The organism is Rhizobium sp. SRI_017, assembly GCF_057586295.1.
Window position 1 is genome coordinate 51853 of sequence record NZ_JBYCZP010000006.1, and the last position, 25723, is coordinate 77575.

A 25723-nucleotide genomic window follows, 5' to 3' on the forward strand; every position below is an offset into this window, starting at 1 on the left:
ATGAGGCAAGCCTCTGCCGGCGACCTAGGTTGCGGCATCGGGTCTGGACCCTTGGTCCGACAGCGGCGTGACCGGCCGCATAAGACAAGTTATGTGGCGGAATAACGGGGACTGCCTGATGCATTCGGGAATCGAGGATATTGCGGCGCATTCGCAAGGAGCGACGTATTCGACCCGGAAGCCTGTGGCTCCGAAGCGTCGCGGCGGCCTGCTGCGCAACTTGCTTTCCACTGCGACCGCCCTCATTCCCGCTTCCGCACTCGCGGCCCCCGAGGCCGAACGCCTGCTGACCAGCACCCATATGATCGGCCTTGCCGCCGTGGCTGGTGTCGTGTCCGTCTCGCTTGCCGGCGCCTTCATGCTGATGAAGCGCCGCACGGTGATCGAGAACGAGAATCGCGAGATCCGTTCCGCGCTGTCAGATGCCCAGAGCCGTATCTCGCGCTATGAATCGCTGATCGCCGACAAGAACCGCCGGATCGTGATCTGGGAAGGCCGCAGCGGCAGTGCCGAACTGCTTGGCCAGCTGCCGCCCGAAATCGGCGCGCCGGCCAATGATCGCGATTTCCTCGCCTTCGGCCGCTGGCTCAAGCCGCGCTCGGCCTCGGCGCTGGAAAAGGCTGTCGACGCGCTGCGCAGCGACGCCACGATCTTCGATCTTGTCATCGAGACCAGCCGCGACGAAGTGCTGGAAGCCCAGGGCCGCGTCTCCGGCGGCCGCGCCTTCGTCCGCTTCGTCTCGCTCAACAATCTCCGCGCCCAGCTTGCCGAACTGCAGCTCGAGCGTGACCGACTGCAGGGCTCGATCAGCACGTTCCAGGTCCTGCTCGACGCGGTCGACACGCCGAGCTGGCAGCGCTCGCCGGACGGCAAGCTCGCCTGGGTGAACGATGCCTATAGCGAGGCCGTGCAGGCGCCGAACAAGGAGGCCGTCCTCTCTGAAGGCCGCGAACTGCTCGAAACCGTGAGCCGCGAGAAGATCAAGGCGGTCGCCACTGTCGATACGCCCTACCGCGACAAGGTGGCGACGGTGGTGAACGGCAACCGAACCTTCTACGAGGTCGTCGATGTCAAGACCGCCAATGGTTCGGCCGGGATCGCCACCGATGTCAGCCGCCAGGAGGCAATCCGCGACGAGCTGAACCGCACGATCAAGAGCCATGCCGAGACGCTCGAACTGCTGGCAACGCCGGTGGCGATCTTTGATGACCGCCAGCAGCTGCAATATTACAACCAGGCCTTCCGGCATCTCTGGGGCCTCGACGTTCCCTTTCTCGACTCCCAGCCCGCGCATGGCGAATTGCTGGAGCGGCTGCGCGCCGCCGGCCGCGTGCCGGAACAGCTCAACTGGAAGACCTGGAAGGATTCGATCCTGTCGGTCTACCGCTCGCTCGAAACCCATACCGATGTCTGGCACCTGCCGAGCCGGCAGACGCTGCGCGTCTTCGCGACCGCGCGTCCCCGCGGCGGCGCGACCTGGGTGTTCGAGAACCTGACCGAGCAGGTCGATCTCGAGACCCGCTATAACACGCTGCTGAAGGTGCAGGGCGAAACCATCGACCATCTCGCCGAGGGCGTCGCGGTCTTCGCGCCCGATGGGCGGATCACGCTATCGAACCCGGCCTTCCGCGCGCTCTGGGGCATCACCGCCACGGAGGCCGAGCCCGGCACCCATATCAAGGCGATCGAGGCCGCCTGCGCACCGAGTCATGACGGACCGGAGGGTTGGAAGACCTTCAGCCGCGCCATCACCTCCTTCGAGGACAGGCGCGAGCAGATCGTGGGCAAGCTGGAGCTCAAGACCGGTCTGGTGCTCGATTATGCCGTGATCCCGCTGCCCGACGCCCAGACCATGCTGACCTTCGTCAACGTGACCGACAGCGAGCTTGCCGAGCGGGCGCTGAAGGACAGGAACGAGGCGCTGCTCAAGGCCGACGAGCTCAAGAACGACTTCGTCAAGCACGTCTCCTACGAGCTGCGCTCGCCACTGACAAACATCATCGGCTTCACCGACCTGCTGCGCACGCCGGGCATGGATCCGCTATCGAGCCGGCAGGCCGACTATCTCGACCACATCTCGAATTCGTCCTCGGTGCTGCTGACACTGGTCAACGACATCCTCGATCTCGCCACCGTCGATGCCGGTATCATGCAGCTCAGTCTCGAGCCGCTTGACGTCAACGAACTGCTGGACGAAGTGGGGCTGCAGATCGCCCACCGCCTCCAGGAAGGCAATCTGACGCTCAAGATCACCGCCGACAACGATCTCGGCACTGTGTTTGCCGACCATCAGCGGCTCAAGCAGATCTTCATCAAGCTCCTGTCCAACGCCGCCAATTTCGCGCCCGAAGGCAGTGCGATCGGCCTGAAATGCTGGCGCGAGGGGCATGATTTCCTGTTCATCGTGTCCGACTCGGGACCAGGCATGACCGCGGAAATGATCGCCAAGGTGTTCAACCGCTTCGAAAGCGACGGCCGCGGCGGACGCCGCACCGGCGCCGGTCTCGGCCTTGCGATTGTCGAAAGCTTCGTCAGCCTGCATCATGGCTCGATTTCGGTCGATTCGGCACCGGGCAAGGGAACCCGGATCACCTGCCGCATTCCGGCCGGGGAGGCCTCGCGGCTGTCAGCCGCCGAATAGACATATTGGGACTAAATGCCGAGTTTTTCCTATTTCCTCGAAAATGACGATGCCACCCGCGCGCTGGGCGAAGATCTCGCCTTGACGGTCAAGCCGGGCGATTGCCTTGCCTTGCGTGGCGATCTCGGCGCCGGCAAGTCCGCGCTGTCACGCGCGCTGATTCGCGCCGTCGCCGGCGATGATGCGCTCGAAGTGCCCAGCCCGACCTTCACGCTGGTCCAGAGCTATGAGCTGCGATACCCGATCTTCCATTTCGATCTCTATCGCCTCGCCGACGAGAGCGAGCTTGCCGAACTCGGGCTCGACGAGGCCTTGAGCCGCGGCGTGGTCCTGATCGAATGGCCGGACAAGGCCGGTTCTTCGCTGCCTAAAGATGCAATCTCGGTCGAGATCACCCATGAAGGCGAAGGGCGGCGGGTGACGATCACCTGCGGTACGGGCCGTTTTGCCGATCGCCTGACCCGCGTCAACGCAATCCGCGCCTTCATGGATCAGAACGGCTACAAGGGTGGGCGGCGGCGCTTCCTGATCGGCGATTCCTCGTTCCGCGCCTATGAGCGGGTCAAGACCTCGGATGGTAAGCCCTTCATTCTGATGGATTCGGCGGCGCGGCCCAATGGTCCGCCGATCCGCGACGGCAAGCCCTATTCGCAACTGGTGCATCTCGCGGAGAATGTCCGGCCCTTCATCGCCATCGGCAAATATCTCAAGGGCATGGGGCTCTCGGCGCCTGATATCTACGAGATGGATATCGAAGAAGGCATCCTCATGATCGAGGATCTCGGCTCCGGGGGCGTTCTGGATACCGAGGGCAAGCCGATCGCCGAGCGCTACGAGGAAGCCGTCCGCGGCCTCGCCGACATGCATCGCCAACAGCCGCCGGTGCGCCTGCCCGTCGGCAATGGCGAACACCACGACCTGCCGTCCTTCGACCGGGAGACGCTGAAATTCGAGGCCGAGGTGCTGCTCGACTGGCACATTCCCTGGCTGCGCGGTGGCGAGAAGGCGAGCCAGGCGGAAGCCCGCGAATATCTCGAGATCTGGGACCACCTGATCGACGAACTCGCCGGGCTCGAGACCAATCTCGTGCTGCGCGACTATCATTCGCCCAACATCATGTGGATGCCGGAGCGCAAGGGTTTCGACCGCGTCGGCATTATCGATTTCCAGGACGCGATCATCGGCCCGACCTCCTATGACGTCGTGTCGCTGGCGCAGGATGCCCGCGTGACGGTGCCGCGGCCGCTGATGGAGCGGCTGATCGAAATCTATCAGACGGCGCGCGAGGCGCAGGGTGATTTCGATCGCACGGCCTTTGCCAAGAGCTTCGCCATCATGTCCGCCGAACGCGCCTGCCGGCTCAACGGCCTCTGGGTGCGGCTCTGGCAGCGCGACGGCATGGAAAGCTATATGCGGCACATGCCGCGCACGCTCTGGCATCTCTCCATGGCCTTCGAACATCCGGTCAATGCGCCGCTCAGGGACTGGTGCCGCAAGATGGGTGTCGAGTTCGAGGCGGCGCCGCAAGCCGTGCCGGCATGAGTGATCCGATTCGCCAGGGCATGGTTCTGGCCGCCGGCCTTGGCACGCGCATGCGGCCGATCACTGACACGATCCCGAAGCCGCTGGTCAAGATCGCGGGCAAGCCGCTGATCGACTACGCGCTCGATACGCTGAAGGCAGCGGGCTGCGAGAAGGCCGTGGTCAATGTTCATTGGCTCGCCGACCAGATGGAGGCCCATCTCGCCAGCTATCCAGGCATGGACATCGTCATCTCCGACGAGCGGGCCGCGCTGCTCAATTCCGGCGGCGGACTGGCCAAGGGGCTGAAGCTGCTCGATCCAGGCCCAGTTTATGTGATGAATGCCGATCTGTTCTGGATCGGCGAGGCCTGGGACGAGTTGACCAGCCTGGAACGCTTAGCCGGATTCTTCGACCCCGACCGCATGGACATGGCGATGCTCTGCGTCCGGATCGAGGACACGACCGGGCATGACGGCAAGGTGGATTTCGCGATGGGTGGCAAGGGCGAGCTCGTCCGCTACCGCCCCGTCGGCGGCAAGCTGCCCGATGGCGAGGGTGTGGTCTATGCCGGCGCCATCGTCATGGACTCGCACCTGCTCGAAGATGCTCCAGACGGTCCGTTCAATCTCAACATCTATTTCGACCGCGCGATTGCCGCGAATCGTCTCTATGGCCTAATACTCGATGGTCATTGGGTGACGGCCGGCACGCCCGAGGCCATCGCACCCGCCGAGGAGGCGGTGCGGCGGTATACGAATCGGGCAGACCTTTAGAACCCCTCATCCGGCCCTTCGGGCCACCTTCTCCCCAAGGGGAGAAGCGGGGAGACTGCCGCTCGGCCTCGGATCCCCTCTCCCATTGGGGAGAGGTCCGCCGAGCCTAGCGGAGGCGGGGTGAGGGGTTCCCTCATCAACACATCGAAACTAGGGGGAGGCGAAAGAACCATGCGCAAAAGCAATGTCTTCACCATTCCGCCCGGTGCGCCCTTCCTCAAGGTGCTCGCGCAATCCATCTGCGACGGCCGGCTCGTCGAGGGCTTTCGGCACGATCCCGCCGATCCTCTCAGCGTCGCCTCCGCCACCATCTATCTACCCACCCGGCGCGCTGCGCGCGTGCTGCGCTCGGAATTCGTCGACCTGCTCGGCGGGCGCTCGGCGATCCTACCGGTTATCCGGCCGCTTGGCGAGGTGGATGACGATGCCGGCTATTTCGACGACGAAGCTTCAAGCGATCTCGATCTGCTGCCACCGGTCTCTAGCCTGACACGGCTGGTCGAGCTCGCCCGGCTGGTGCTCGCCTGGCGCAACCAGCTGCCGCAGCATCTGCTCTCGGTGCACGACGATTCGCCGCTCGTGGCCCCCGCCAGCCCGGCGGACGCAATCTGGCTGGCCCGCAGCCTGATCGAGCTCATCGATGCGGTTGAGACCGAAGAGACCGGCTGGGAGGGTGTCGAGAAGTTCAAGGAGGCCGACCGCGCGCTGTGGTGGGAGCTGAGCGGCGCCTTCATCAAGGTCGCGAGCCAATATTGGCCGGCGCGGCTGGAAGAACTCAAGCGCTCGTCGCCGGCGCTGCACCGAAATCTCGCCATCCGGGCGGAGGCGGCGCGGATCGGCCGCGATGGCGCGAAAGGACCCGTCGTCGTCGCAGGCTCTACCGGTTCGATTCCCTCGACCGCGGATCTGATCGCCGCCATCCATGGATTGGAGAAAGGTGCGGTCGTGCTGCCGGGGCTTGATAGAATGATGGCGCCGGCCGACTGGCAGCTCGCCGGCGCGATGCAAATGGATTCGATTCGCAATCCGGACCCTGCCAGCCGCAGCCATCCGCAATATGGCCTCTTCCATCTGCTCTCGAAGCTGAGAGTGGATCGCGAGGAGGTCATTGCGATCGGCGATATGGAGCCGGCTATCGAAACACGTCTGCGCGCCGCCTCGACCGCCTTCCTGCCCTCGCAATCCGATATCCATCATCATGATTTCCGCGACAGACAGGGCGAAGCGCTCACGGAGGCCTTCGCCGATGTCGCCCTGATCGAAGCGGCGAATGAACGCGAGGAGGCGCTGGGCATCGCCATCGCGCTGAAACTGGCGCTGGACCGGCAGGGGCCGGAGGCGCAGGCGGCGCTGATCACGACGGATCGAACGCTCGCGCGGCGCGTCTCGTCGGAACTGCTGCGTTTCGGCATCGAGGCTGACGATTCGGCCGGCACGCCGCTCTCCTCTTCGCAGCACGGCAGCCTGCTGATGCTGGCGCTCGAATGCGTGCTCAGGCCTGGTGACCCTGTGGCGCTGGCGAGCCTGATCAAGCATCCGCTGGTGCGGCTCGGCCGCTCGCGCGAGGCGCTCGATCCGGTGACGCATGCACTGGAACTTATGGCACTGCGCGGCGGCACAGCCTCGGTCAATATTGCGAGCCTTTCGCCCGTCGTGGTGGAGGCCGTTCACGCGATGGCGGAGAATGATCGTTTTCTCAGGCAGTGGCAGGCGCGTATCCGCACGGTCGAATGCCAGGCCGAGGTGCTCGACCTCGCCCGCGAACTCGAACGTGCTGTCGAGCCGCTGGCCCGGTTGCTGCTGCGCGACACGGATACTGGCCTCAGAACCGAGTTCCCGCTCGGAACCTGGGCGGAAGCGACGGGTCGGGTGCTGGAGGCGCTTTGCAGCGACGAACGCGGAAACCTGGCCGCGCTCTGGTCCGGTGACGCCGGCGACGCGCTGGCTGGTCTGCTCAAGGACCTGATCGATACGCAGGACACGCTCACCGCCACCGGACCGCAATGGGTCGATATCGCGACTGCCTTGTTAGCCGGAGTCGGCATCAAGCCAAAATCGATCGGCCACCCCCGCGTCTTCATCTGGGGTACGCTGGAAGCCCGGCTGCAGAGTGTGGACACATTGATTCTCGGCGGGCTGAACGAAGGCACCTGGCCCAGCGCCACGGCCAACAATCCATTTCTTTCACTCGCCATGAAGACCGAGATCGGACTCGAGCCGCCCGAACGCCGGATCGGCCAATCGGCGCATGATTTCATCGACGGTCTCGGCACGAAGACACTGTTGCTGACCCGCGCGCTCCGGCAGGGCGGCGCGCCCTCGGTCGCCTCGCGCTTCCTGCAGCGGCTGCTCGCCGTGACCGGCAAGGACATTGCGGATTCAATGCGGGCGCGGGGTGCAGACTATCTCGGCTATGCGGCCTTGATCGACGAGACTCCGGAAGCGGCGCGGCAGGCTTTCGCGATACGTCCGGCGCCGACGCCGGAGGCCGAGCGCCAGCCCAAGCGCTTCTCCTTCAGCGAGGTGACGAAGCTTCGCCGCGACCCCTATGCCGTCTATGCCCGGCGGGTGCTGAAGCTCGATCCACTTGATGCATTCAACGAGGATCCCGGCGTGATCGACCGTGGCAATATCTATCACGCCATCGTCGAGCGCTTCATGAAGAGCGAGATCGACTCACGGGGAGATGCGGCAGAGGCGACGATCATCGAGATCGTCCATCAGGTGTTCGAGGAATGGGCGCTGCCCGCGCATGTCGATGCCGTCTGGCGCTCGCGGGCGATCGAGATGGCACGGCGTTTTCTCGAGTGGGACGGCGAGCGGCGGCCGCTGGTGGCGCGCAGCATGGTTGAACAATCGGCCTATCTCGAGGTCACCGACGCGCTGGCCGTCTCCGGCCGGGCCGACCGGATCGACATGCGCAAGGATGGCCGCGCCGACATTATCGACTACAAGACCGGCGCCTCGCCTTCGGCCAAGGTGGCGCGGACGTTGCTCGATCCGCAGCTGGCGCTCGAGGCGGCGGTGCTCAAGGGTGGCGGCTTCCGCGAGATCCAATCGCGCGAGACGCAGGACCTCAAATATGTCCGGCTCAGGCCAGGCAGCCGCTTTTCCGTCGACACCGTCAACAATGAGGGCGGCAAGGGCGAAAACAGGCGCTCGGCAATGGAACTGGCCGAGGAGTCGATGAGCCAGCTTATCCGTCTCACCGACGCACTCCGGGGAAAGAAAGCCGGATTCAAGAGCCGCGTCGCGCCCTTCAAGGACGGCGACCATGGCGGCGAATATGACCATCTCGCCCGGGTCGCCGAATGGTCGGTCGCCGATGCCGAGGGAGGTGACGCCGATGAATGAGATCGCGCCGCCGCCCGGCGATATCATGGACGAAACGCGGCGGCTGCAAAGCCTCGCCTCCGATCCCGGGCATTCCGCCTGGGTTTCGGCCAATGCCGGCTCCGGCAAGACGCATGTGCTGACCCAGCGCGTGATCCGGCTGATGCTGGCGGGTGCGCGGCCCTCCTCGATCCTGTGCCTCACCTATACAAAGGCGGCAGCCAGCGAGATGTCGAACCGCGTGTTCGACCGGCTGGCGCGCTGGACGGCGATGGATGACGCGGCGCTGTCGAAGGAGATCGCCGAGGTCGAGGGCAAGGCACCGGACCGGATCACGCTTGCCAATGCGCGAAAACTCTTCGCGCGGGCGCTGGAGACGCCGGGCGGGCTGAAGATCCAGACCATCCATGCCTTTTGCGAGGCGCTGCTGCATCAGTTTCCGCTGGAAGCAAATGTCGCGGGTCACTTCACCGTGCTCGACGACAAGGCGGCCGCGGCGCTCATATCCGAGGCGCGGCGCAGCCTGTTGACCCAGACGCAGAGCGGGCACGATGCCGAACTCGCCGCGGCCTTCCACGATGTGCTTGATATAGCCGACGAAACCGGGCTGGACCGGCTGCTGGGCGATATCGTTGCCAACCGCTCTGCGCTGCAGCGCTTCTTCGACGGTGCACGGCGCGAGGGTGTCGAGCGGTCCCTCAAGCGCGGGCTCGGCATCGCTGTTTCTGCCGATGCGGCTTCGATTGCCTCCCGTGCCTGGCCGCTGGCTGGCCTCAGCGACGGACGCGTGCAGGATTATGTCGCGCTCGCCAACAGCAAGGGCGGGGCCAATGCACAGGAACGCGCCTATGGCCTCGGGCTGGCGCGAAGCGAGGCGGACCCGGTGCGGCGGCTGGAATTGCTGCGCGCGGCGCTGCTCAAGAAGAGCGACGAGCAGCCCTATGCCGCGACGGGCTACTATACGAGCGCGATGGGCAAGATCGATCCCGCCCTCTGCGATGCGGTGGCGCAGGCGGCACCCTTCCTTGCCGATGTCTGGCAGGATTTCAAGGTCTACCGGATGTTCGAAGCGACGCGGTCGGCGCTGGTTCTGGCACGGCACTTTCTCTCGGCCTATGAGGCGCTGAAGAAGGAGCGCAGCTTCCTCGATTTCGAGGATTTCATCACCCGCACCGACGCGCTGCTGCGCAAGAGCGATATCGGCCCCTGGGTACATTACAAGCTCGACCAGGGCATCGACCACCTGCTGCTCGACGAGGCGCAGGATACCAGCCCGACGCAGTGGTCGATCATCATGTCGCTGACCGAGGAATTCTTCTCCGGTGCCTCGGCGAGGATGGTCAACCGCACGCTGTTCACCGTCGGCGACGAGAAGCAGTCGATCTACTCCTTCCAGGGCGCGCGGCCGGAACGCTTCGCCAGCGAAAGACGGCGCGCCGAGGCCCGGGCCGAATCGGGCGCGAAACGGTTCGAGCCGCTGATGCTGCGCGTCTCCTTCCGCTCGACCGAGGATGTGCTGACCGCTGTCGACCAGGTGTTTTCCCGCGAGGACAACCGGCGCGGGCTGAGCGCCGAGGGCGAGGCGGTGGTGCATGTCTCCAACCGCATCGGCCAGGCGGGCGCGGTCGATCTCTGGGATGTCATCGCCGAAGAAGGGTCGGACGAGGAGGACGAGGATTGGCTCGCGCCGTTCGACCGGCCGGCGGAGAAATCCTCGGTCATGCAGCTTGCGGGCCGCATGGCGGCCGTGATCCGCGAGATGATCGGTCGCGAGGTGCTGGAAACCAAGGATGGGCCGCGGCCGGTCGGACCGGGCGATATCCTCGTGCTGGTGCGCAAGCGCGATGCCTTTGCCGGCGCGCTGGCCCGCGAATTGAAGCGGAACGGCTCCGTTCCGGTCGCCGGTACCGACCGGCTGGTGCTGGCGAGCCATATCGCCATCCAGGACCTGATGGCACTCGGCCGCTTCGCCCTGCTCAACGAGGACGACCTGTCGCTCGCAGCCCTGATCAAGAGCCCGCTGATCGACATGACCGAGGAAGATGTCGACACGCTCTGCGGCCATCGCGCCGACGGGCAGCGGGTCTGGGAGCGACTGAAGGACCTCGCGCAGGCCGACCAGCGCTGGAGGCAGGTCGAGGACAAGCTGATCCGCTGGGTGCAGATGGCCTGCGCGATGCGGGTCCATGATTTCTATGCCGCGCTGCTGGGGCGCGAAGGCGGGCGGAAGCTGTTCCTGTCGCGCTTCGGGCATGAGGTCAGCGATGTCTTGGACGAATTCCTGAATTTCGCGCTCGCGCATGAGGAAGCCGGGCTGCCGGGACTGACCAGCTTCATTGCAACGTTGGAAAAGGATTCGCCGGAGATCAAGCGCGAGCAGGACAAGGGCCGCAATGAAGTGCGGATCATGACCGTGCACGCGTCGAAGGGTCTCGAAGCGCCGGTAGTCTTCCTTGTCGATGGCGGCTCGAAGCCGTTCGACAAGTCGCTGCTGCCGAAGTTGAGATTGCGGCCGGGCAGCGAGGATCAGCCGGACATTCCGTTCTGGGTGCCGGTCAAGGACGTGCAGAGCCGGATCTCTACCGCTGACGATGATCGGCTGGGGCGGTTGGCGGAGGAGGAATATCGGCGGCTGCTCTATGTCGGGCTGACACGCGCGTCCGACCGGCTGGTGGTCTGCGGCTATCGCCGCCGGCGGGATGTACCGGATAGCTGGGCGCAACTGGTGCGGATGGCACTTTCCGCCGATGAGCTGCGATGCGTGCCGGCGAGTTTCGCGGCCGGTGGCCAGAGTTGGGAAGGCCTGAGCTGGCGCTATCATCACCGCGCACCCAACAGGGCGACGCCGGGTGCACCCCCTGTGGCAGCGGGAGAGCAGATTGCTTTGCCGGATTCGCTGTTCGCGCCATTGCCGCCGATGCCGTCGCTCCCGCGTCCGCTCGCACCGTCGGGCGTCACCGCCGTGATCGACGAGGAGGATGGCGACCTGATCGTTCCTTCCGCGCTTTTTGCCGACAAACCCTTGGGCAGTGGCGCGCAGGTGAAGGGCAAGATCGTCCATCGGCTGCTGCAGGCGCTGCCGGACTTTCCAGCCGCGGAACGTGCCGAGGCGGCGGAGCGCTATCTCTTGCGCGCAGCGCCGCATTGGAGCGCGGCGGATAGGGAACAGCTGGCAGCGAATGTGCTCGGCATCGTGGCGGATGAGCGATTCGCGGCATTGTTCGGCGAGGGCTCGCGCGCCGAGGTGTCGGTGATGGGAACGATCCGGGTGCGCGGCCGCGACTATGCGATTTCCGGCCGCGTCGACCGGATGGGGGTCGATGGTGACAGGGTCTTCGTCGCCGACTACAAGACCAACCGTGTGCCGCCGGCAAGCCGCGACGATATCCCCTTCGCGCATCGCGCCCAGCTCTCACTTTACCGCGAGGTTTTGTCTCCTCTTTTTGAGGGCAAAACGGTGGAATGCTTGCTGGTCTATACCGAGGGACCGCATCTTTATTCCCTGACTCCTGAGGAACTTGAAAAAGCCCTGCTTGCTATTTCGGCGGGATGATTTACCCCATTGAAACAGACGGCCCAGATGCTCACATAGGGGTCAAGAATGCTGACAGGCGCGGGTTGCGCCGTTGAGAAAGGAAGCGTGCAATGGCCACCGTGAAGGTCGACAACAACAATTTCGCGAGCGAAGTGCTGAATTCCGCAGAACCCGTAGTCGTGGATTTCTGGGCGGAATGGTGCGGCCCGTGCAAGATGATCGCGCCTGCGCTGGAAGAGATCTCCATCGAGATGTCCGGCAAGGTGAAGGTCGTCAAGCTCAATATCGACGACAATCCGGAACTCGCCGCGCAGTTCGGCGTGCGCTCGATCCCGACGCTCGCCATCTTCAAGGACGGCAAGGTCGCCGACATCAAGGTGGGTGCAGCGCCGAAGACCGCGCTCTCTGCCTGGATTTCTGGCGCCGCGTGATTCACGTGAAACCATGCGGTGACTTGTTGCCGCTGAGATGAAATGTCGAAGAGCCGTGCATCGCAAGATGCGCGGCTTTTTGTTCTGTTAGATAAGACCCCTCCCCATCCCTTCCCACAAGGGGAGGGCTAACTTGCTGATCCGCTTTGCCACGAATGGCCGTTCTGCATACTGAAGGCCGGCTGGGGAGTCGCGACGGTGCTGCGGATTAGCCCTCCCCCTTGTGGGGAGGGATGGGGAGGGGACTTCTGCAACAGAAACCGTGAGGGCAGAGGAATGTTGGACGTCAGAGACGAAACACCCGCCGATATCGACGCGATCCGCGCCGTCACCAAAGCGGCCTTTGCCGACAAGCCCTATAGCGACCAAACGGAGGCCGAGGTCATCGACGGGCTCAGGGCTGCCGACGCCATCCGGCTTTCGCTTGTGGCAGTGTCCGGTGGCGAGGTTATCGGCAATGTCGTGTTCTCGGACGTCACGATCGACGGCATGGTGGGCTGGGTCGGCCTGGGGCCGGTTTCGGTCAAGCCTGAGCTGCAACGCGGCGGTATCGGTTCGGCTTTGATCAAGACGGGACTGGATCGCATGCGCGCGACAGGCGCGATCGGCTGCGTGCTGGTTGGCGATTCCGGCTATTACAGCCGCTTCGGGTTCAAGACCGTGCCCGGTCTCGGCTATGACGGGGTGCCGGACGAATATGTGATGGCTCTGCCCTTCGGCGGCGCGCTTCCCAAAGGGGCGATAGTCTTCCATCCGGCCTTCAACGCGGCATGAGAAAGCCCGCGCCCTTTCGAGGCGCGGGCTCCGATTCCCCTGGCTGCTGGCGGATCAGCCGGAGAAGCCGTTCTGGTGGTCGTTGTTCGACGGCGCCTGGCGATTGTCGCGATCGCGCATGAAGCGGTCGAACTCTTCCTGGTCCTTGGCGCGGCGCAGTTCGCGGAGATAGCTGTCGAACTCCTCGCGCATCGCGTCGAGCTTGCGGCGCTCTTCCTCGATACGTTCCAGTTCGGCCTTGCGCCAGTCGTCGAAGGCGACGTTGCCGGTGTCGCGGTGCCAGCCGCCACGGTCGCGACCGTGCCAGCCGCCACGACGGCAGCTCTTGTAGAATCCATCCATCTTTTCATTTGCCTCGCGTTTGAAGGCATGCAGCCGGTCACCGAAGAGGATATAGGCCAGCATGGCCAGGCCAAGCGGCCAGAAGACGATGAAGCCCAGCACCATCAGCGCGATGGTGGCCGGCGTCCAGTCGGGCCGTATGAGTGGTGCAGTGCGGTACATCTTTCAGTCCTCGTAAGTATACGGCTCACGGAAGCGTGAACCGATGAGAACGAAGTGGGGAAGGAGTTGAGCGCCTTCAAGAAGAGCCAGCAGGGAAATCGAACAGGTCCTTGATATTCAAGTCACATTTCATACAAGAAAAACGGCCCGAGGCGATTTTTCGCTTCGAGCCGCTTTACAAAACTTAATTATATCAGTCTGTTACTTACTTTCCAGAAGTGGCGCTACGACGCCTTCCTCCCTCGATCACACGCATATTCGACTTCGTCGCAGTGCGGTTTTCCTTGGCATGTTCCTGCATGAACTTGATGATGCGCGGCGCGATTTCGCGGCGGAAACGCGAGCCGTTGAAGACGCCGTAATGGCCGACATCCGGCTGGACGTAATGCAGGCGCATATGGTCCGGCAGATTGGAGCAGAGCGTCTGGGCGGCCTGAGTCTGGCCGGCACCGGAAATATCGTCGTTCTCGCCTTCGACGGTCAGCAGCGCCGTGTTGACGATGGCGGACGGATCGACCGGCTTGCCGCGATGGGTCATCTCGCCCTTCGGCAGCGCGTGACTGATGAACACCGTGTCCACGGTCTGGAGGTAGAACTCGGCGGTGAGATCCATGACCGCGAGATATTCGTCGTAGAACTCGCGGTGCTTGTCGGCGGAATCGCCGTCATTCTTCACCAGATGGCCGAAGAACTCCTTGTGGGCGACCATGTGGCGGTCGAGATTCATCGACATGAAGCCTGAAAGCTGCAGGAAGCCCGGATAGACCTGCCGCATGAAGCCGGGCTGCGGCCACGGCACCGGCATGACGACGTTTTCCTCGAACCAGGAGAGCGGTCGAGTCTGGGCAAGCTGGTTCACGGCGGTCGGGTTGACGCGCGTGTCGATCGGTCCGCCCATCAGTGTCATGCTCGAAGGGGCGAAGGGATCTTTCTCGGCTTCCATGCGGGCGACGGCGGCCAGGACAGGCACCGCCGGCTGGCAAACGGCGATGACATGGGTGTCTTCGCCGAGATGATGGAGCATCTCGATCACGTAATCGATATAGTCGTCGAGATCGAACCGGCCTTCGGACAGCGGCACCATGCGCGCGTCCTTCCAGTCGGTGATGTAGATATCGGCGGAAGGAAGCAGTGTTTCGACGGTGCCGCGCAGGAGCGTGGCATAGTGGCCGGACATCGGCGCCACGATCAGGACCTTGGGATCCCTGGGGTGGCCCGGCGGCAGACAGCGGCCGAAATGCAGGAGATCGCAGAAGGGTTTGGACCAGACCACCGACTCATGCACTTCCACCGGCTTGCCAGATATCATGGTATGGGGCAGCCCGAATTCCGGCTTGCCGTATCGGCGGGTTGCCCGCTCGAAAACTTCGAAGCCGGCAGCGAAGGCGCGACCAACGCTGGTATAGGCGAGCGGATTGAAGGGATTGCGGTAGGCGACGCGAAGAGAGTCTGCTGCAGCGCGCCATGGAGCCATGGCGGCATGATTCAATTCATAGAGCTGGTAAAACATTCAAACGCCTTACTTTTTTCAGGCATCGCGGATTCCCGTCTTCCGTCTTATGCCTTTTGCAGTCGCGAAGAACTTAACAGGTTTCCCTTAATCGACAACAAATCCGATTGTTCCAATCATGGTCAACCTATCAATTCGTATGACTAAATGTAGTAACCATTGTTGCCTGTGCCAACCTGATCAGGCGGCGACCGATATCGTCGCCTTGATCAGCCCTTCCTTGGCATGCGCCCAGCGCGGCAAGTCGGCGACCGCGGCCTCGAGGGTCGTGCGATGGGTGATGAGCTTGCCGGTATCCACGGCGCCCGAGGCGATGGATGCCGCGACATGCATGAAATCTTCCCTGAGCGCATTGCGGCTGCCGATGATCGACATTTCCCGCTTGTGGAATTCCGGGTCGTGGAAACTGATCTCGTCCTTGACAACGCTGACGAAGACCAGCGCGCCGCCATGGGCGACGAAAGGGAGCGCCGCATTCATCGAGCGCGCATTGCCGGTCGCATCGTAGACCGCGTCGAAACCCTCATTGTCAGTCAGGATCATGGCGGCGGCCAGGGCTTCATCCCCCGCAAGCAACGATGATGCGAAGCCGAAACGATCGCGCGCGGTCGCCAGGCGCTCCTCGCTGACATCGGCCAGCGTCACCGCGAAGCCAGCGATGCGGGCGAACAATGCGGTGCCGAGGCCGATCGGGCCGGCGCCGATCACCAGGGCGCGACTGCCATCGGCATGTCCCGCGCGGCGCACGGCATGGGCACCGATCGCCAGAAATTCGACCGTCGCTGCCTGTTCCGGCGTCAGCCCGCCGGCGGGATAAACATTGCTCTCCGGCACGACGATCTCATCACAGAAGGCCCCGTCTGTATGGACGCCCAGCACCTGGATCGCCATGCAGCAATTCGGCTTGCCCTTGCGACAGGCGATGCAGCGTCCGCAGGCGATATAGGGATTGACGATGACCAGTTCGCCGATGCGCAGAATCGAGTCCGGCCCGGCCTCCACCACACGAGCGGAGATCTCATGTCCCATGACACGCGGATATTGCAGGAAGGGATGCTTGCCCTCGAAAATGTGATAGTCGGTGCCGCAGATGCCGACATGGCTGACCGCAAGCCGCACCTGCCCGGGTTGAAGAGCGCCTGGTGCGGGGCGATCGATGAGGGCGAGACGGCCCGGCTCGTTGCAGATCAGTGCTCGCATGACATGTCCTGGAATCGTCGGCGCGGAGGATTTGTCTTTTATCGACAATAGACAGAAGACCGTCAATCGGTATTATGACGCAGCAACAGCAGGGTTGGATCGAAGCGATGGCGCGGCACAACACCGTCTTCAAGGAAGCCTACAATCGCTGTCTGGCGGGTCTCAACGCAGAAAAAAGCCTGCCCTCGGAGCCGGAGCTGGGCGAACGGCTCGGCATCAGCCGCACCACGGTGCGCGCCATCCTCAGCCGCATGCATGACAGCGGGCTGATCAACTGGGACAAGCGCGTCAAGACCGTGCTGCGCGTGCCCAAGGATTGCGACTTCTTCCCCGACGAAGAGACCAATTCGCTCAACGACATCATCGAAAAGAGCTTCATGCGCCGTATCCTGACCGGCGAGGCGGAGCCCGGCGCGCAGATCAACGAGGCAGAGCTGGCGCGCGAGATCGGTACCGGCACGACGAGCGTGCGGGAATTCCTCATCCGCTTCTCGCGCTTCGGACTGATCGAGAAGCGCCCGAACAGCCACTGGATCCTCAAGGGCTTCACCCTGGATTTCGCACTGGAACTGACCGAGGTGCGCGAGATGTTCGAGCTGCGTTCGGCTGCGGCCTTCGCCTTGCTTGCCGACGATCATCCGGCCTGGTTCGATCTCGACGCGATCGAGGACGAGCACCGCACGCTGCTCGATGAGATCGACGATCGCTACAAGGACTTTTCCGCGCTTGACGAGAAATTCCACCTGCTGGTGCATCGGGCCAGCGGCAACCGTTTCGTCGTCGATTTCTACGATGTGATCGCGTTCATCTTCCACTATCACTACCAGTGGAACAAGGCATTTGCCCGCGCCCGCAACGAACGCGCGATCCACGAACATCTCGACTATATCGCGGCCCTGCGCTCGCGCGATTCCCAACGCATCGAGGCGGCCTGCCGGCTGCATCTCAATTCGGCGCGCGAGACGCTGCTGCAATCCGTACCAGGCTGAGGTTTCATGCAAACTCCCATTCTCCAGTTCGGCACCAGCCGATTCCTCCAGGCGCATGCCGATCTCTTCGTCAGCGAGGCGATGAAACAAGGCGAGGCGCTTGGCCCGGTCACGGTGGTCCAGACAACGGGATCGAGCGAAAGGAGTGGGCGGCTGGCGGCGCTGGCGGCATCCGAAGGCTTCCCGGTTCATATCAAGGGCAAGAAGGGCGGCCAGGTCGTCGATGAGATCGTGCGCGTTACGTCTGTCCACAGGGCCCTGTCGGCGCTCGCGCAATGGGAAGAGGTCGAACGAATCTTCGCCGGCGAAATAAAGCTCGTGATCTGCAATACTGCGGACAAGGGCTATGACATTTCACAGGAGGCGGACGCTCTCCCGGAGGGCGTGCCCGTCTCCTTTCCGGGCAAGCTCACGAAGCTGTTGCTGGCGCGATTCCAGCGCTCCGGCGAGCCTCTCTCCATACTGCCCGCCGAACTCATCCCGCAGAATGGCGACCGACTGAAGGAGATCGTCACGACGCTGGCCAAGACCTGGCAGCTCGGCGACGACTTTATGGCCTGGCTCGATGAAAAGGTCATCGTCTCCAATACCTTGGTCGATCGAATCGTCTCCGAACCGATCGAGCCGGCCGGCGCCGTGGCCGAGCCCTACGCGCTCTGGGCCATCCAGTCGCGGCCGGGCTTGACCCTGCCCTGCAGCCATCCGGATATCATCGTGGCGCCCGATATCGGCCAATACGAAAAACTCAAGCTGTTCATCCTCAATCTCGGCCATAGCTTCCTTACCGAGCGCTGGGTGAAGGCGGGTCTCGACCGGGACATGACCGTGAAAAAGCTGCTTGCGCGCTCCGACATGCGCGACGCGCTGGAACGGCTTTATGCCGAGGAGGTCGTACCCGGCTTTGCGCTCAAGGGCATGGGCGAGGCGGCGGAGGCCTATGTCCGGCAGACTGTCGAGCGGTTTGAAAACCCGTTCCTCGAGCACCGGCTTTCCGACATCCTGCAGAACCATGAGGAAAAGATCCGGCGGCGTATGGGCGGCTTTCTCGACTGGAGCGGTGCGGATGCGCCGACGTTGCGCGACATGCTCAAGGGTGTCGCGTGACCCTGTTTGCCCACAGTGAACGGAATGTCGCGGGTATCGCGATTGCGGATCGTCTCTGTCGCCGCCATATTTGACAGCAAAACAGGAGAAGAACCCGATGGCACAGTCCACCGCCGACGTCGCGACCGAACACGGCAGCAAATATCTGCAGCAGCTCTGCAAGCACTGGTCCCACAAGATGGTGACGGAATTCGATCCGGCGAAGGGCCGCGTCGACTTTCCTTCCGGCGCGCAACTCTTTCTCGAAGCCGACGGTTCGAGCCTGCATCTGAAGCTTGACGCGCCCGAGGATTCGCTCGACCGCATGGAAGGCGTCGTCGCCGATCACCTCAAGCGCTTTGCTTTCCGCGAAGAGCTGGTATTCGATTGAGCGAAGGCGGCCTGACGGCAGGAGAAGACAATGACGGACGAACGCAAGCCCGATCACGCGATCAATCCGATCTTCACCACGCGTTGGTCCGCGCGGTCCTTCACCGGCGAAACAATGCCGGAGGAGGATATTCTCTCGATGCTTGAGGCGGCGCGCTGGGCGCATTCCGCCTCCAATCGCCAGCCTTGGCGCTTTACCTATGCACTGCGCGGAGACGCCAATTTCGATCAGTACGTCCATTTTCTCGACGACGGCAATCGCGAATGGGCGCACAAGGCGGCCGCCGTCGTGATCGTCATTTCCGCACGTAGGACCAAGCCGACGGACGGCTCGGCGCCGCGCAACATCGGCACGCACTCGCTCGACACCGGATGCGCGTTGCAGAGCTTCACGCTGCAGGCGTCAATGATGGGCTATATCGCCCATCCGATGGGCGGCGTGTTGCCCGAAAAGATTTGCGAGGAACTCGGTATCGACGACGAGGACTACAAGGTCGAATGCGGTGTCGCGATCGGCAGGCTGGCGCCAAAGGAAGAGCTTCCGGAGCGCTTCCGGGAGCGCGAAAAGAAGAGCCAGCGGCGGCCGCTCGAAGAGATGGCTTTTCGGGGCGAATTCAAGGGCTAGGCGGAATTGGCGTTGCTGTCGGTACGCTAGCGTACCTGCAACGGTTTTTTCGTTCGTCGCCGCGCATCTGGTTCATTGAATCTCTCGTCACAGACCCGTGTTTGGTCTAGTGATCGGGACATGGAAGATGCGCAGTTCGACTTCGGTCAGATATTCGGCAAGGCGCCGAATCCCTATGTCATCATCGACGATCAATTCGTGATCGTCGAGATGAATGAAGCTTACCTTGATGTCACGATGCGGCGGCGAGAAGATATTGTCGGGCGCAATATGTTCGACGCCTTTCCGAGCGAGGCCGGTTCGGAGTCCGAGCAGATGCTTCGGCGGTCGCTCGAGCACTCGATCCAGACCGGCGAAGTGGATATGCTGCCGCTAATCCCCTATCCAATCGCCCTTCCGGACGGGACTGTCGCCGATCGCTATTGGAGCGCCACGCATACGCCCTTTCGATCGGTGGACGGGCGGGTCTATGTGCTGCAGCACACGGTGGATGTGACTGAGCTCACCCAATTGCGCAAAGCCGCCCGGAAGCGGGATTTCCGGGTCGAGAGCGATATTCTCGAACGCGCCGGAAAGGTTGCGGGCCAGAATCTGGCTCTGCTGCAGGAGCGCGAATATCTGCGCTCGCTCTTCGCACAGGCGCCGGGCTTCATGGCCGTGCTGCGCGGTCGCGACCACGTTTTCGAACTCGCCAACGAGGCCTATCTCGACATTATCGGCCGCTCCGACATTATCGGAAAATCGGTGGCGGAGGCGCTGCCGGAAGTGGTGGAGCAGGGCTTCGTGGCTGCGCTTGACGATGTCTTCGCGAGTGGCGCGCCGCTGGTCGCCGAAGGCGCGCGCATCGTGTTCAACCGTGGACCCGGCGGCGCTGAGGAGTCACGCTTTCTCGATTTCGTCTACCAGCCGATCCAGGATGCCGACGGCCGCACGACCGGCATCTTCGTCCAGGGCCATGACGTGACCGCACAGAAGGTTGCGCAATCGCGGCTGGAAGAGCTCGCGGCCGATCTCGAAGGCCGGGTGGAAGAACGGACGCAGGAACTGCTCGAGATGCAGGGAGTGTTGCGCCAGTCGCAGAAGATGGAGGCGGTCGGAAATCTTGCCGGCGGCATCGCGCATGATTTCAACAATCTGCTGCAAGTGATGCAGGGCAGCTTGCAGCTTCTGGAAAGACAGATCCAGGACGAGCGCGGGAAGAACTACCTCAACAATGCGCTTTCGGCGACCAAGCGCGGCACGCAGCTCGCCTCCCAGCTTCTCGCCTTCGGGCGACGGCAGCCGCTCGAACCCAAAGCGATCAATCTCAAACGCCTGGTCGGTGAGATGGATGACATGCTGCGTCGAAGCATCGGCGAAGGCATTGCGATCCGCACGATCGTGGCCGAAGACCTCTGGAACACGCTGGCCGATCCAACCAATGTCGAGACAGCGCTGCTCAATCTCGCGATCAACGCCCGTGATGCGATGTCCGGCCACGGCAAGCTGACGATCGAACTCGGCAATGTCGAGCTGGACGACGACTATGCGCGCCGCGCCATCGATGTGACGGCCGGGCAATATGTGATGCTCGCCGTCACGGACACCGGCTCCGGGATTCCTGCCGATATCATCGACAAGGTCTTCGATCCCTTCTTCTCGACCAAGCCGGAAGGCAAGGGCACCGGGCTTGGCCTCTCCATGGTCTACGGCTTTGCCAAGCAATCAGGCGGCCATGTGAAGATCTCTTCCGAACCGGAAAAAGGAACGACCGTGCGTCTCTATCTGCCCAAGGCCACGGCCGAGGAAGAGATTGTCGACAAGGTCATCGAGTCTGTCGCGGGCGGTACCGAGAAGATCCTCGTAGTCGAGGATGACGACGCTGTGCGGGAGACCTCGGCGGAACTGTTGCGCGACCTCGGCTATGACGTGCTGATCGCCCGGGACGGAGACAGCGCGATCAATCTCCTGACACACGACCCGGCCATCGATCTCGTCTTCACAGACGTCGTAATGCCGGGGGCGATCAAAGGGGTGGAACTTGCCGGACGCGTGAAGGCGATGCGGCCCCGGACGCCGGTGTTGTTCAATTCCGGCTATGCAGAGAATTCGATTGTCCATGATGGCCGGATCGACCGGGGCATCAACTTTCTCAGCAAGCCCTATAGCCGCGAACAGCTGGCACGAAAGGTGAGGCAGGTATTGGACGACAGGGATATTGCGACAAAACGAACCCCGCCCATACGCACGGTCCTGCTCTGCGAGGACGAGCCGCTGATCCGCATGGTCGTTGCGGAAATGCTCAAGGATTTTGGTATCAAGACTATCGAGGCAGCCACCGTGCGCGACGCTCTGGCGGCTATGAATTCGAGCGTCGACATGCTGATCCTCGATGTCAGCCTGCCCGATGGTTCGGGGATAGAACTGGCCGAAAAGCTGCGACAGGGCCATCCCGACGTGCCAGCCATATTCGCGACGGGCCACCAGATGAAGCCGCCGCTCGAAAACAGCATCGTGCTCGGCAAGCCCTTCAACGAGGACGATCTCGCCCGTGCGCTGGGTCTGACGCCGGGCTGAAGGCTATATCGCGATCTCGGGCGAATCTGCTACCAACACACTATGCTGTCTCGCCTCTCCTTTTTGCAGAAGCCCGAGCGACCGTCCGAACCCAAGACCCGGACGATCGATGTCGCGGGCCGAAGCGTGCCGCTGACCGTGCGACCGGATGCGCGGGCACGGCGCATTACGCTGCGGATAGATCCGGGCGGACAATCGCTGAAGCTCACGGTGCCGAAGGGGCTCAAGGAACGGGAAATCCAGGATTTTCTCGCCCGCCACCAGGGCTGGCTGATGACCAAGCTCGCCCGTTTTCCGACATCATCAGCGGTGAGCGAAGGCCGCTACATCCGCATCCGTGGCGAAGCCCATCGCATCATCAGGACCGGCAAGCTGCGCGGACTGACGGAGATTTCCGAGGTCGATGGCGAGCGAGTGCTGCTGGTCGGCGGCGCCGAGGATCATCTCGCCCGCCGCATCCGCGACTTTCTCAAGCAGGAGGCGCGCAAGGATCTCGACCTTCTGGCGCGCCAGCACGCCGCACGGATCGGCCGCAGGGTGGCTTCGGTCTCGATGAAGGACACCAAGAGCCGCTGGGGCTCGTGCTCGCATGACGGCAACCTGTCCTTCTCCTGGCGGATCGTGATGGCGCCGGAACATGTCATCGACTATCTCGCGGCCCATGAGGTGGCGCATCTCGCCGAGATGAACCATTCCGACCGGTTCTGGGTGATCTGCGAGGATCTTTGCCCGCGCGCCGATGAGGCCAAGCGCTGGCTGAAGCGAAACGGCGCCATGCTGCATGTGATGGATTTCGGCTGAACGTCACAATCGCCATGCTATCATGGTGCCATGGTGGAGCTGGTATTCTACGTCTGGCTGCTCGGAGCGACGCTGATTTTCGTGGGCGTGGCGATGACCGGAAAGGCCTCCGATCGTTTTGAAGGGCTCTGGCTGCTGGCGCTGGCTGCATCCTGGCCGCTGGTGGCGCTGTTCTTCCTGGTCGGGGCCATCGCGACCATGATTGCCATGCTGATTTCCGCGAGCCGCTGAGGCGGCAAACGCAGGCAAATGCCGCAATTTGGCCTCGACTCGACCGATATTTCATGTCAGTGGCATGCGCATGAGGTTGGACATCAAAATCTGCGGATTGAAGACGCCTGAAGCCGTCGATCATGCGGTGGCCTTGGGCGCGACCCATATCGGTTTCATCTTCTTCGGCAAGAGCCCCCGCCATATCGAACCCGCGGACGCTGGTCGGTTGGCGGATCGTGTCCGCGGCCGGGCCAAGATCGTCTCGGTCTCCGTCGATGCCGACAATGACGAACTCGACGAGATCATGGCGATGATCCGCCCCGACATATTGCAGCTGCACGGCCGCGAGAGCCCCGATCGGGTGCTGACGGTCAAGGCCGTGACCGGCCTGCCGGTGTGGAAGGCGCTGTCGATTTCCGAGGCCAAGGATCTCGAACGCGTCGATGACTACGACGGGATCGCCAACCGCTACCTGTTTGATGCCAAGCGGCCGAAGAATTCCGAGCTGCCGGGCGGCAATGGCATCAGCTTTGACTGGACGCTGCTTGCCGGGCTCAGCGAACGGATCGACTACATGCTGTCGGGCGGGCTCGACAAGGATAATGTCGCCGAAGCGCTTCGTATCGCCAAGCCGACAGGGATCGACCTGTCGTCCGGCGTCGAATCCAGCCCCGGCGTCAAGAGCCTGCAAATGATGGACGAGTTTTTCGCGGCGGTGCGCGCAGCCCGCGTCGCTGCCTGAGGGGAGAACAACAATGAACGAAACCCTGAGACCCAACACCTTGCGCGCCGGTCCCGACGAGGACGGCCGCTTCGGCATTTTCGGCGGGCGCTTTGTCGCCGAGACCCTGATGCCGCTGATCCTCGAGCTGCAGGCCGAGTGGGAAAAGGCCAAGACCGATCCGGAATTCCAGGCAGAACTCAAGAGCCTCGGCACCCATTATATCGGCCGCCCGAGCCCGCTCTATTACGCCGAACGGCTCACGGAGCATCTCGGCGGCGCCAAGATCTATTTCAAGCGCGAAGAGCTGAACCATACCGGTTCGCACAAGATCAACAATTGCATCGGCCAGATCCTGCTTGCCAAGCGCATGGGCAAGACCCGTATCATCGCCGAAACCGGCGCCGGGCAGCATGGCGTCGCCTCGGCGACCGTCGCGGCCCGCTTCGGCTACCCTTGCGTCGTCTATATGGGCGCCACTGACGTCGAGCGCCAGGCGCCGAACGTGTTCCGCATGAAGCTGCTCGGCGCAGAAGTGAAGCCGGTCACATCAGGCAGCGGCACGCTCAAGGACGCGATGAACGAAGCGCTTCGGGATTGGGTGACCAATGTCGACGATACCTATTACCTGATCGGCACAGCGGCAGGCCCGCATCCCTATCCGGAAATGGTGCGCGACTTCCAGTCGGTGATCGGTACGGAAGCAAAGCAGCAGCTGATGGAAGCCGAAGGCAGGCTGCCTGATATGGTGATTGCCGCCGTCGGCGGCGGTTCGAACGCGATCGGCATCTTCCATCCGTTCCTCGATGACGCGAGCGTGAAGATCGTCGGCGTCGAAGCCGGTGGACGCGGTCTGCAGGGCGCCGAACATTGCGCCTCGATCACAGCCGGTTCGCCCGGTGTTCTGCATGGCAACCGCACCTATCTGCTGCAGGACCATGACGGGCAGATCCTCGAGGGTCACTCGATCTCGGCCGGCCTCGACTATCCCGGCATCGGCCCCGAGCATTCCTGGCTGCACGATATCGGCCGCGCCGAATATGTGCCGATCATGGATGACGAAGCGCTCGAAGCTTTCCAGCTCCTCACCAAGCTCGAAGGCATCATCCCGGCGCTCGAACCCAGCCACGCCATCGCGGAAGTGATCAAGCGTGCGCCCAAGATGCGCAAGGACGAGATCATTCTGATGAACCTCTCCGGCCGCGGCGACAAGGACATCTTCACCGTCGGCAAGATTCTGGGTATGGGGCTCTGAGAATGACAAAGCGTATGGACGAAAAATTTGCTGCGCTGAAAGCGGAAGGCCGCCCGGCCTTCGTGACCTATTTCATGGCCGGCGACCCCGATTACGACACCGCACTCGAAATCATGAAGGGCCTGCCCGCGGCCGGCGCCGACATCATCGAACTCGGCTCACCCTTCTCCGACCCGATGGCCGACGGTCCGACGATCCAGATGGCGGGCCAGCGCGCGCTGAAGGGCGGGCAAACGCTGGTCAAGACCATTTCGATGGCGCGGGATTTCCGCAAGGTCGACCAGACGACGCCGATCGTCATGATGGGCTATTACAATCCTATCTATGTCTACGGCGTCGAAAAATTCCTCGACGCGGCGGTCGAGGCCGGTATCGACGGAATGATCATCGTCGACCTGCCGCCGGAAATGGATGACGAGCTCTGCGTGCCGGCGCTGGCCAAGGGCCTCAACTTCATCCGGCTCGCGACGCCGACGACCGACGACCGCCGTCTGCCGGCCGTGCTGAAGAACACGTCGGGCTTCGTCTATTATGTCTCGATGACCGGTATCACCGGTTCTGCCCTTCCCGATCCCTCGAAGATCGGCGCGGCGGTCGCCCGCATCAAGGGCCATACCGCGCTTCCGGTCTGCGTCGGCTTCGGTGTCAAGACTGCCGAACATGCCCGCCTGATCGGCGCGGCAGCCGACGGCGTCGTGGTCGGCACGGCGATCGTCAACGTGATCGCCGATTCCCTCGATGGCGATGGCAAGGCGACCGCGAAGACCGTCTCATCCGTGACCAATTTCGTGGCTAACGTTGCCGAAGGCGTCCGCGCTGCCCGTCTTGCAGCGGCAGAGTAAACGGGCCATATCTCCGTTTGAGG

The 25723-nt window shown here is 63.0% G+C and carries 20 protein-coding genes; 17 read left to right on the top strand and 3 right to left on the bottom strand.

Going from position 1 to position 25723, the window contains the following annotated elements:
* Positions 1-118 precede the first annotated feature (118 nt).
* The 7 genes from AC2YI2_RS15100 to AC2YI2_RS15130 all read left to right on the top strand — a co-directional run bounded on the left by AC2YI2_RS15100 (position 119) and on the right by AC2YI2_RS15130 (position 13011).
* Positions 119-2641 (top strand): sensor histidine kinase, encoded by a 2523-nt coding sequence (locus tag AC2YI2_RS15100; protein WP_487387311.1) that lies wholly within the window; start codon positions 119-121, stop codon positions 2639-2641.
* A gap of 15 nt (positions 2642-2656) precedes the next feature.
* Positions 2657-4183 carry a tRNA (adenosine(37)-N6)-threonylcarbamoyltransferase complex ATPase subunit type 1 TsaE gene (tsaE, locus tag AC2YI2_RS15105; protein WP_487387312.1) on the top strand — a complete coding sequence of 509 codons (1527 nt, stop codon included), beginning with the start codon at positions 2657-2659 and terminating at the stop codon, positions 4181-4183.
* A complete protein-coding gene (locus AC2YI2_RS15110; RefSeq protein WP_487387313.1) occupies positions 4180-4938 on the top strand; it encodes a nucleotidyltransferase family protein in 759 nt (252 codons plus the stop codon). The genes tsaE and AC2YI2_RS15110 overlap by 4 nt, the downstream gene beginning before the upstream one ends.
* Before the next feature lie 171 nt (positions 4939-5109).
* Positions 5110-8292, top strand: a complete 3183-nt coding sequence (addB, locus tag AC2YI2_RS15115; protein WP_487387314.1) for a double-strand break repair protein AddB — start codon at positions 5110-5112, stop codon at positions 8290-8292.
* Complete coding sequence (addA, locus tag AC2YI2_RS15120) at positions 8285-11824, top strand: double-strand break repair helicase AddA (RefSeq protein WP_487387576.1); 3540 nt, start codon at positions 8285-8287, stop codon at positions 11822-11824. The genes addB and addA overlap by 8 nt, the downstream gene beginning before the upstream one ends.
* 92 nt (positions 11825-11916) lie before the next feature.
* Positions 11917-12237, top strand: coding sequence for a thioredoxin (gene trxA, locus AC2YI2_RS15125; RefSeq protein WP_487387315.1), 321 nt, complete (start codon positions 11917-11919; stop codon positions 12235-12237).
* Between the two features lie 279 nt (positions 12238-12516).
* A complete protein-coding gene (locus AC2YI2_RS15130; RefSeq protein ID WP_487387577.1) occupies positions 12517-13011 on the top strand; it encodes a GNAT family N-acetyltransferase in 495 nt (164 codons plus the stop codon).
* A 54-nt stretch (positions 13012-13065) separates the two neighbouring features.
* Here AC2YI2_RS15130 and AC2YI2_RS15135 read toward each other — a convergent pair whose 3' ends face one another.
* From AC2YI2_RS15135 to AC2YI2_RS15145, 3 genes are all read right to left on the bottom strand, one after another.
* The gene (locus AC2YI2_RS15135) at positions 13066-13515 is read right to left on the bottom strand and encodes a DUF2852 domain-containing protein (protein ID WP_487387316.1); all 450 of its coding nucleotides are present in this window, start codon (positions 13513-13515) and stop codon (positions 13066-13068) included.
* A gap of 205 nt (positions 13516-13720) precedes the next feature.
* Positions 13721-15025: a polyhydroxyalkanoate depolymerase gene (locus tag AC2YI2_RS15140; protein ID WP_487387317.1), complete on the bottom strand. Its 1305-nt coding sequence runs from the start codon at positions 15023-15025 to the stop codon at positions 13721-13723.
* A gap of 180 nt (positions 15026-15205) precedes the next feature.
* Positions 15206-16225, bottom strand: a complete 1020-nt coding sequence (locus AC2YI2_RS15145) for a zinc-binding alcohol dehydrogenase family protein (protein ID WP_487387318.1) — start codon at positions 16223-16225, stop codon at positions 15206-15208.
* Positions 16226-16332: 107 nt separating this feature from the next.
* Between AC2YI2_RS15145 and AC2YI2_RS15150 the strand changes: the two genes are divergently transcribed.
* The 10 genes from AC2YI2_RS15150 to trpA all read left to right on the top strand — a co-directional run bounded on the left by AC2YI2_RS15150 (position 16333) and on the right by trpA (position 25700).
* On the top strand, positions 16333-17214 hold the full coding sequence (locus AC2YI2_RS15150) for a GntR family transcriptional regulator (RefSeq protein ID WP_487387578.1): 882 nt from the start codon (positions 16333-16335) through the stop codon (positions 17212-17214).
* 6 nt (positions 17215-17220) lie between these two features.
* A complete protein-coding gene (locus AC2YI2_RS15155) occupies positions 17221-18318 on the top strand; it encodes a mannitol dehydrogenase family protein (RefSeq protein WP_487387319.1) in 1098 nt (365 codons plus the stop codon).
* Between the two features lie 97 nt (positions 18319-18415).
* Positions 18416-18688, top strand: a complete 273-nt coding sequence (locus tag AC2YI2_RS15160; protein ID WP_487387320.1) for a DUF2218 domain-containing protein — start codon at positions 18416-18418, stop codon at positions 18686-18688.
* A 30-nt stretch (positions 18689-18718) separates the two neighbouring features.
* The gene (locus AC2YI2_RS15165; RefSeq protein ID WP_487387321.1) at positions 18719-19312 is read left to right on the top strand and encodes a nitroreductase family protein; all 594 of its coding nucleotides are present in this window, start codon (positions 18719-18721) and stop codon (positions 19310-19312) included.
* 120 nt (positions 19313-19432) lie between these two features.
* A complete protein-coding gene (locus AC2YI2_RS15170; protein WP_487387322.1) occupies positions 19433-21868 on the top strand; it encodes a response regulator in 2436 nt (811 codons plus the stop codon).
* A 42-nt stretch (positions 21869-21910) separates the two neighbouring features.
* Positions 21911-22669, top strand: coding sequence for a M48 family metallopeptidase (locus tag AC2YI2_RS15175; protein ID WP_487387323.1), 759 nt, complete (start codon positions 21911-21913; stop codon positions 22667-22669).
* Between the two features lie 30 nt (positions 22670-22699).
* The gene (locus AC2YI2_RS15180; RefSeq protein ID WP_487387324.1) at positions 22700-22900 is read left to right on the top strand and encodes a hypothetical protein; all 201 of its coding nucleotides are present in this window, start codon (positions 22700-22702) and stop codon (positions 22898-22900) included.
* 70 nt (positions 22901-22970) lie between these two features.
* Positions 22971-23624 carry a phosphoribosylanthranilate isomerase gene (locus AC2YI2_RS15185; RefSeq protein WP_487387325.1) on the top strand — a complete coding sequence of 218 codons (654 nt, stop codon included), beginning with the start codon at positions 22971-22973 and terminating at the stop codon, positions 23622-23624.
* Between the two features lie 13 nt (positions 23625-23637).
* Positions 23638-24858 carry a tryptophan synthase subunit beta gene (trpB, locus tag AC2YI2_RS15190; protein WP_487387326.1) on the top strand — a complete coding sequence of 407 codons (1221 nt, stop codon included), beginning with the start codon at positions 23638-23640 and terminating at the stop codon, positions 24856-24858.
* Positions 24859-24860: 2 nt separating this feature from the next.
* Positions 24861-25700 carry a tryptophan synthase subunit alpha gene (trpA, locus tag AC2YI2_RS15195; RefSeq protein ID WP_487387327.1) on the top strand — a complete coding sequence of 280 codons (840 nt, stop codon included), beginning with the start codon at positions 24861-24863 and terminating at the stop codon, positions 25698-25700.
* The last annotated feature ends 23 nt before the right edge of the window (positions 25701-25723 follow it).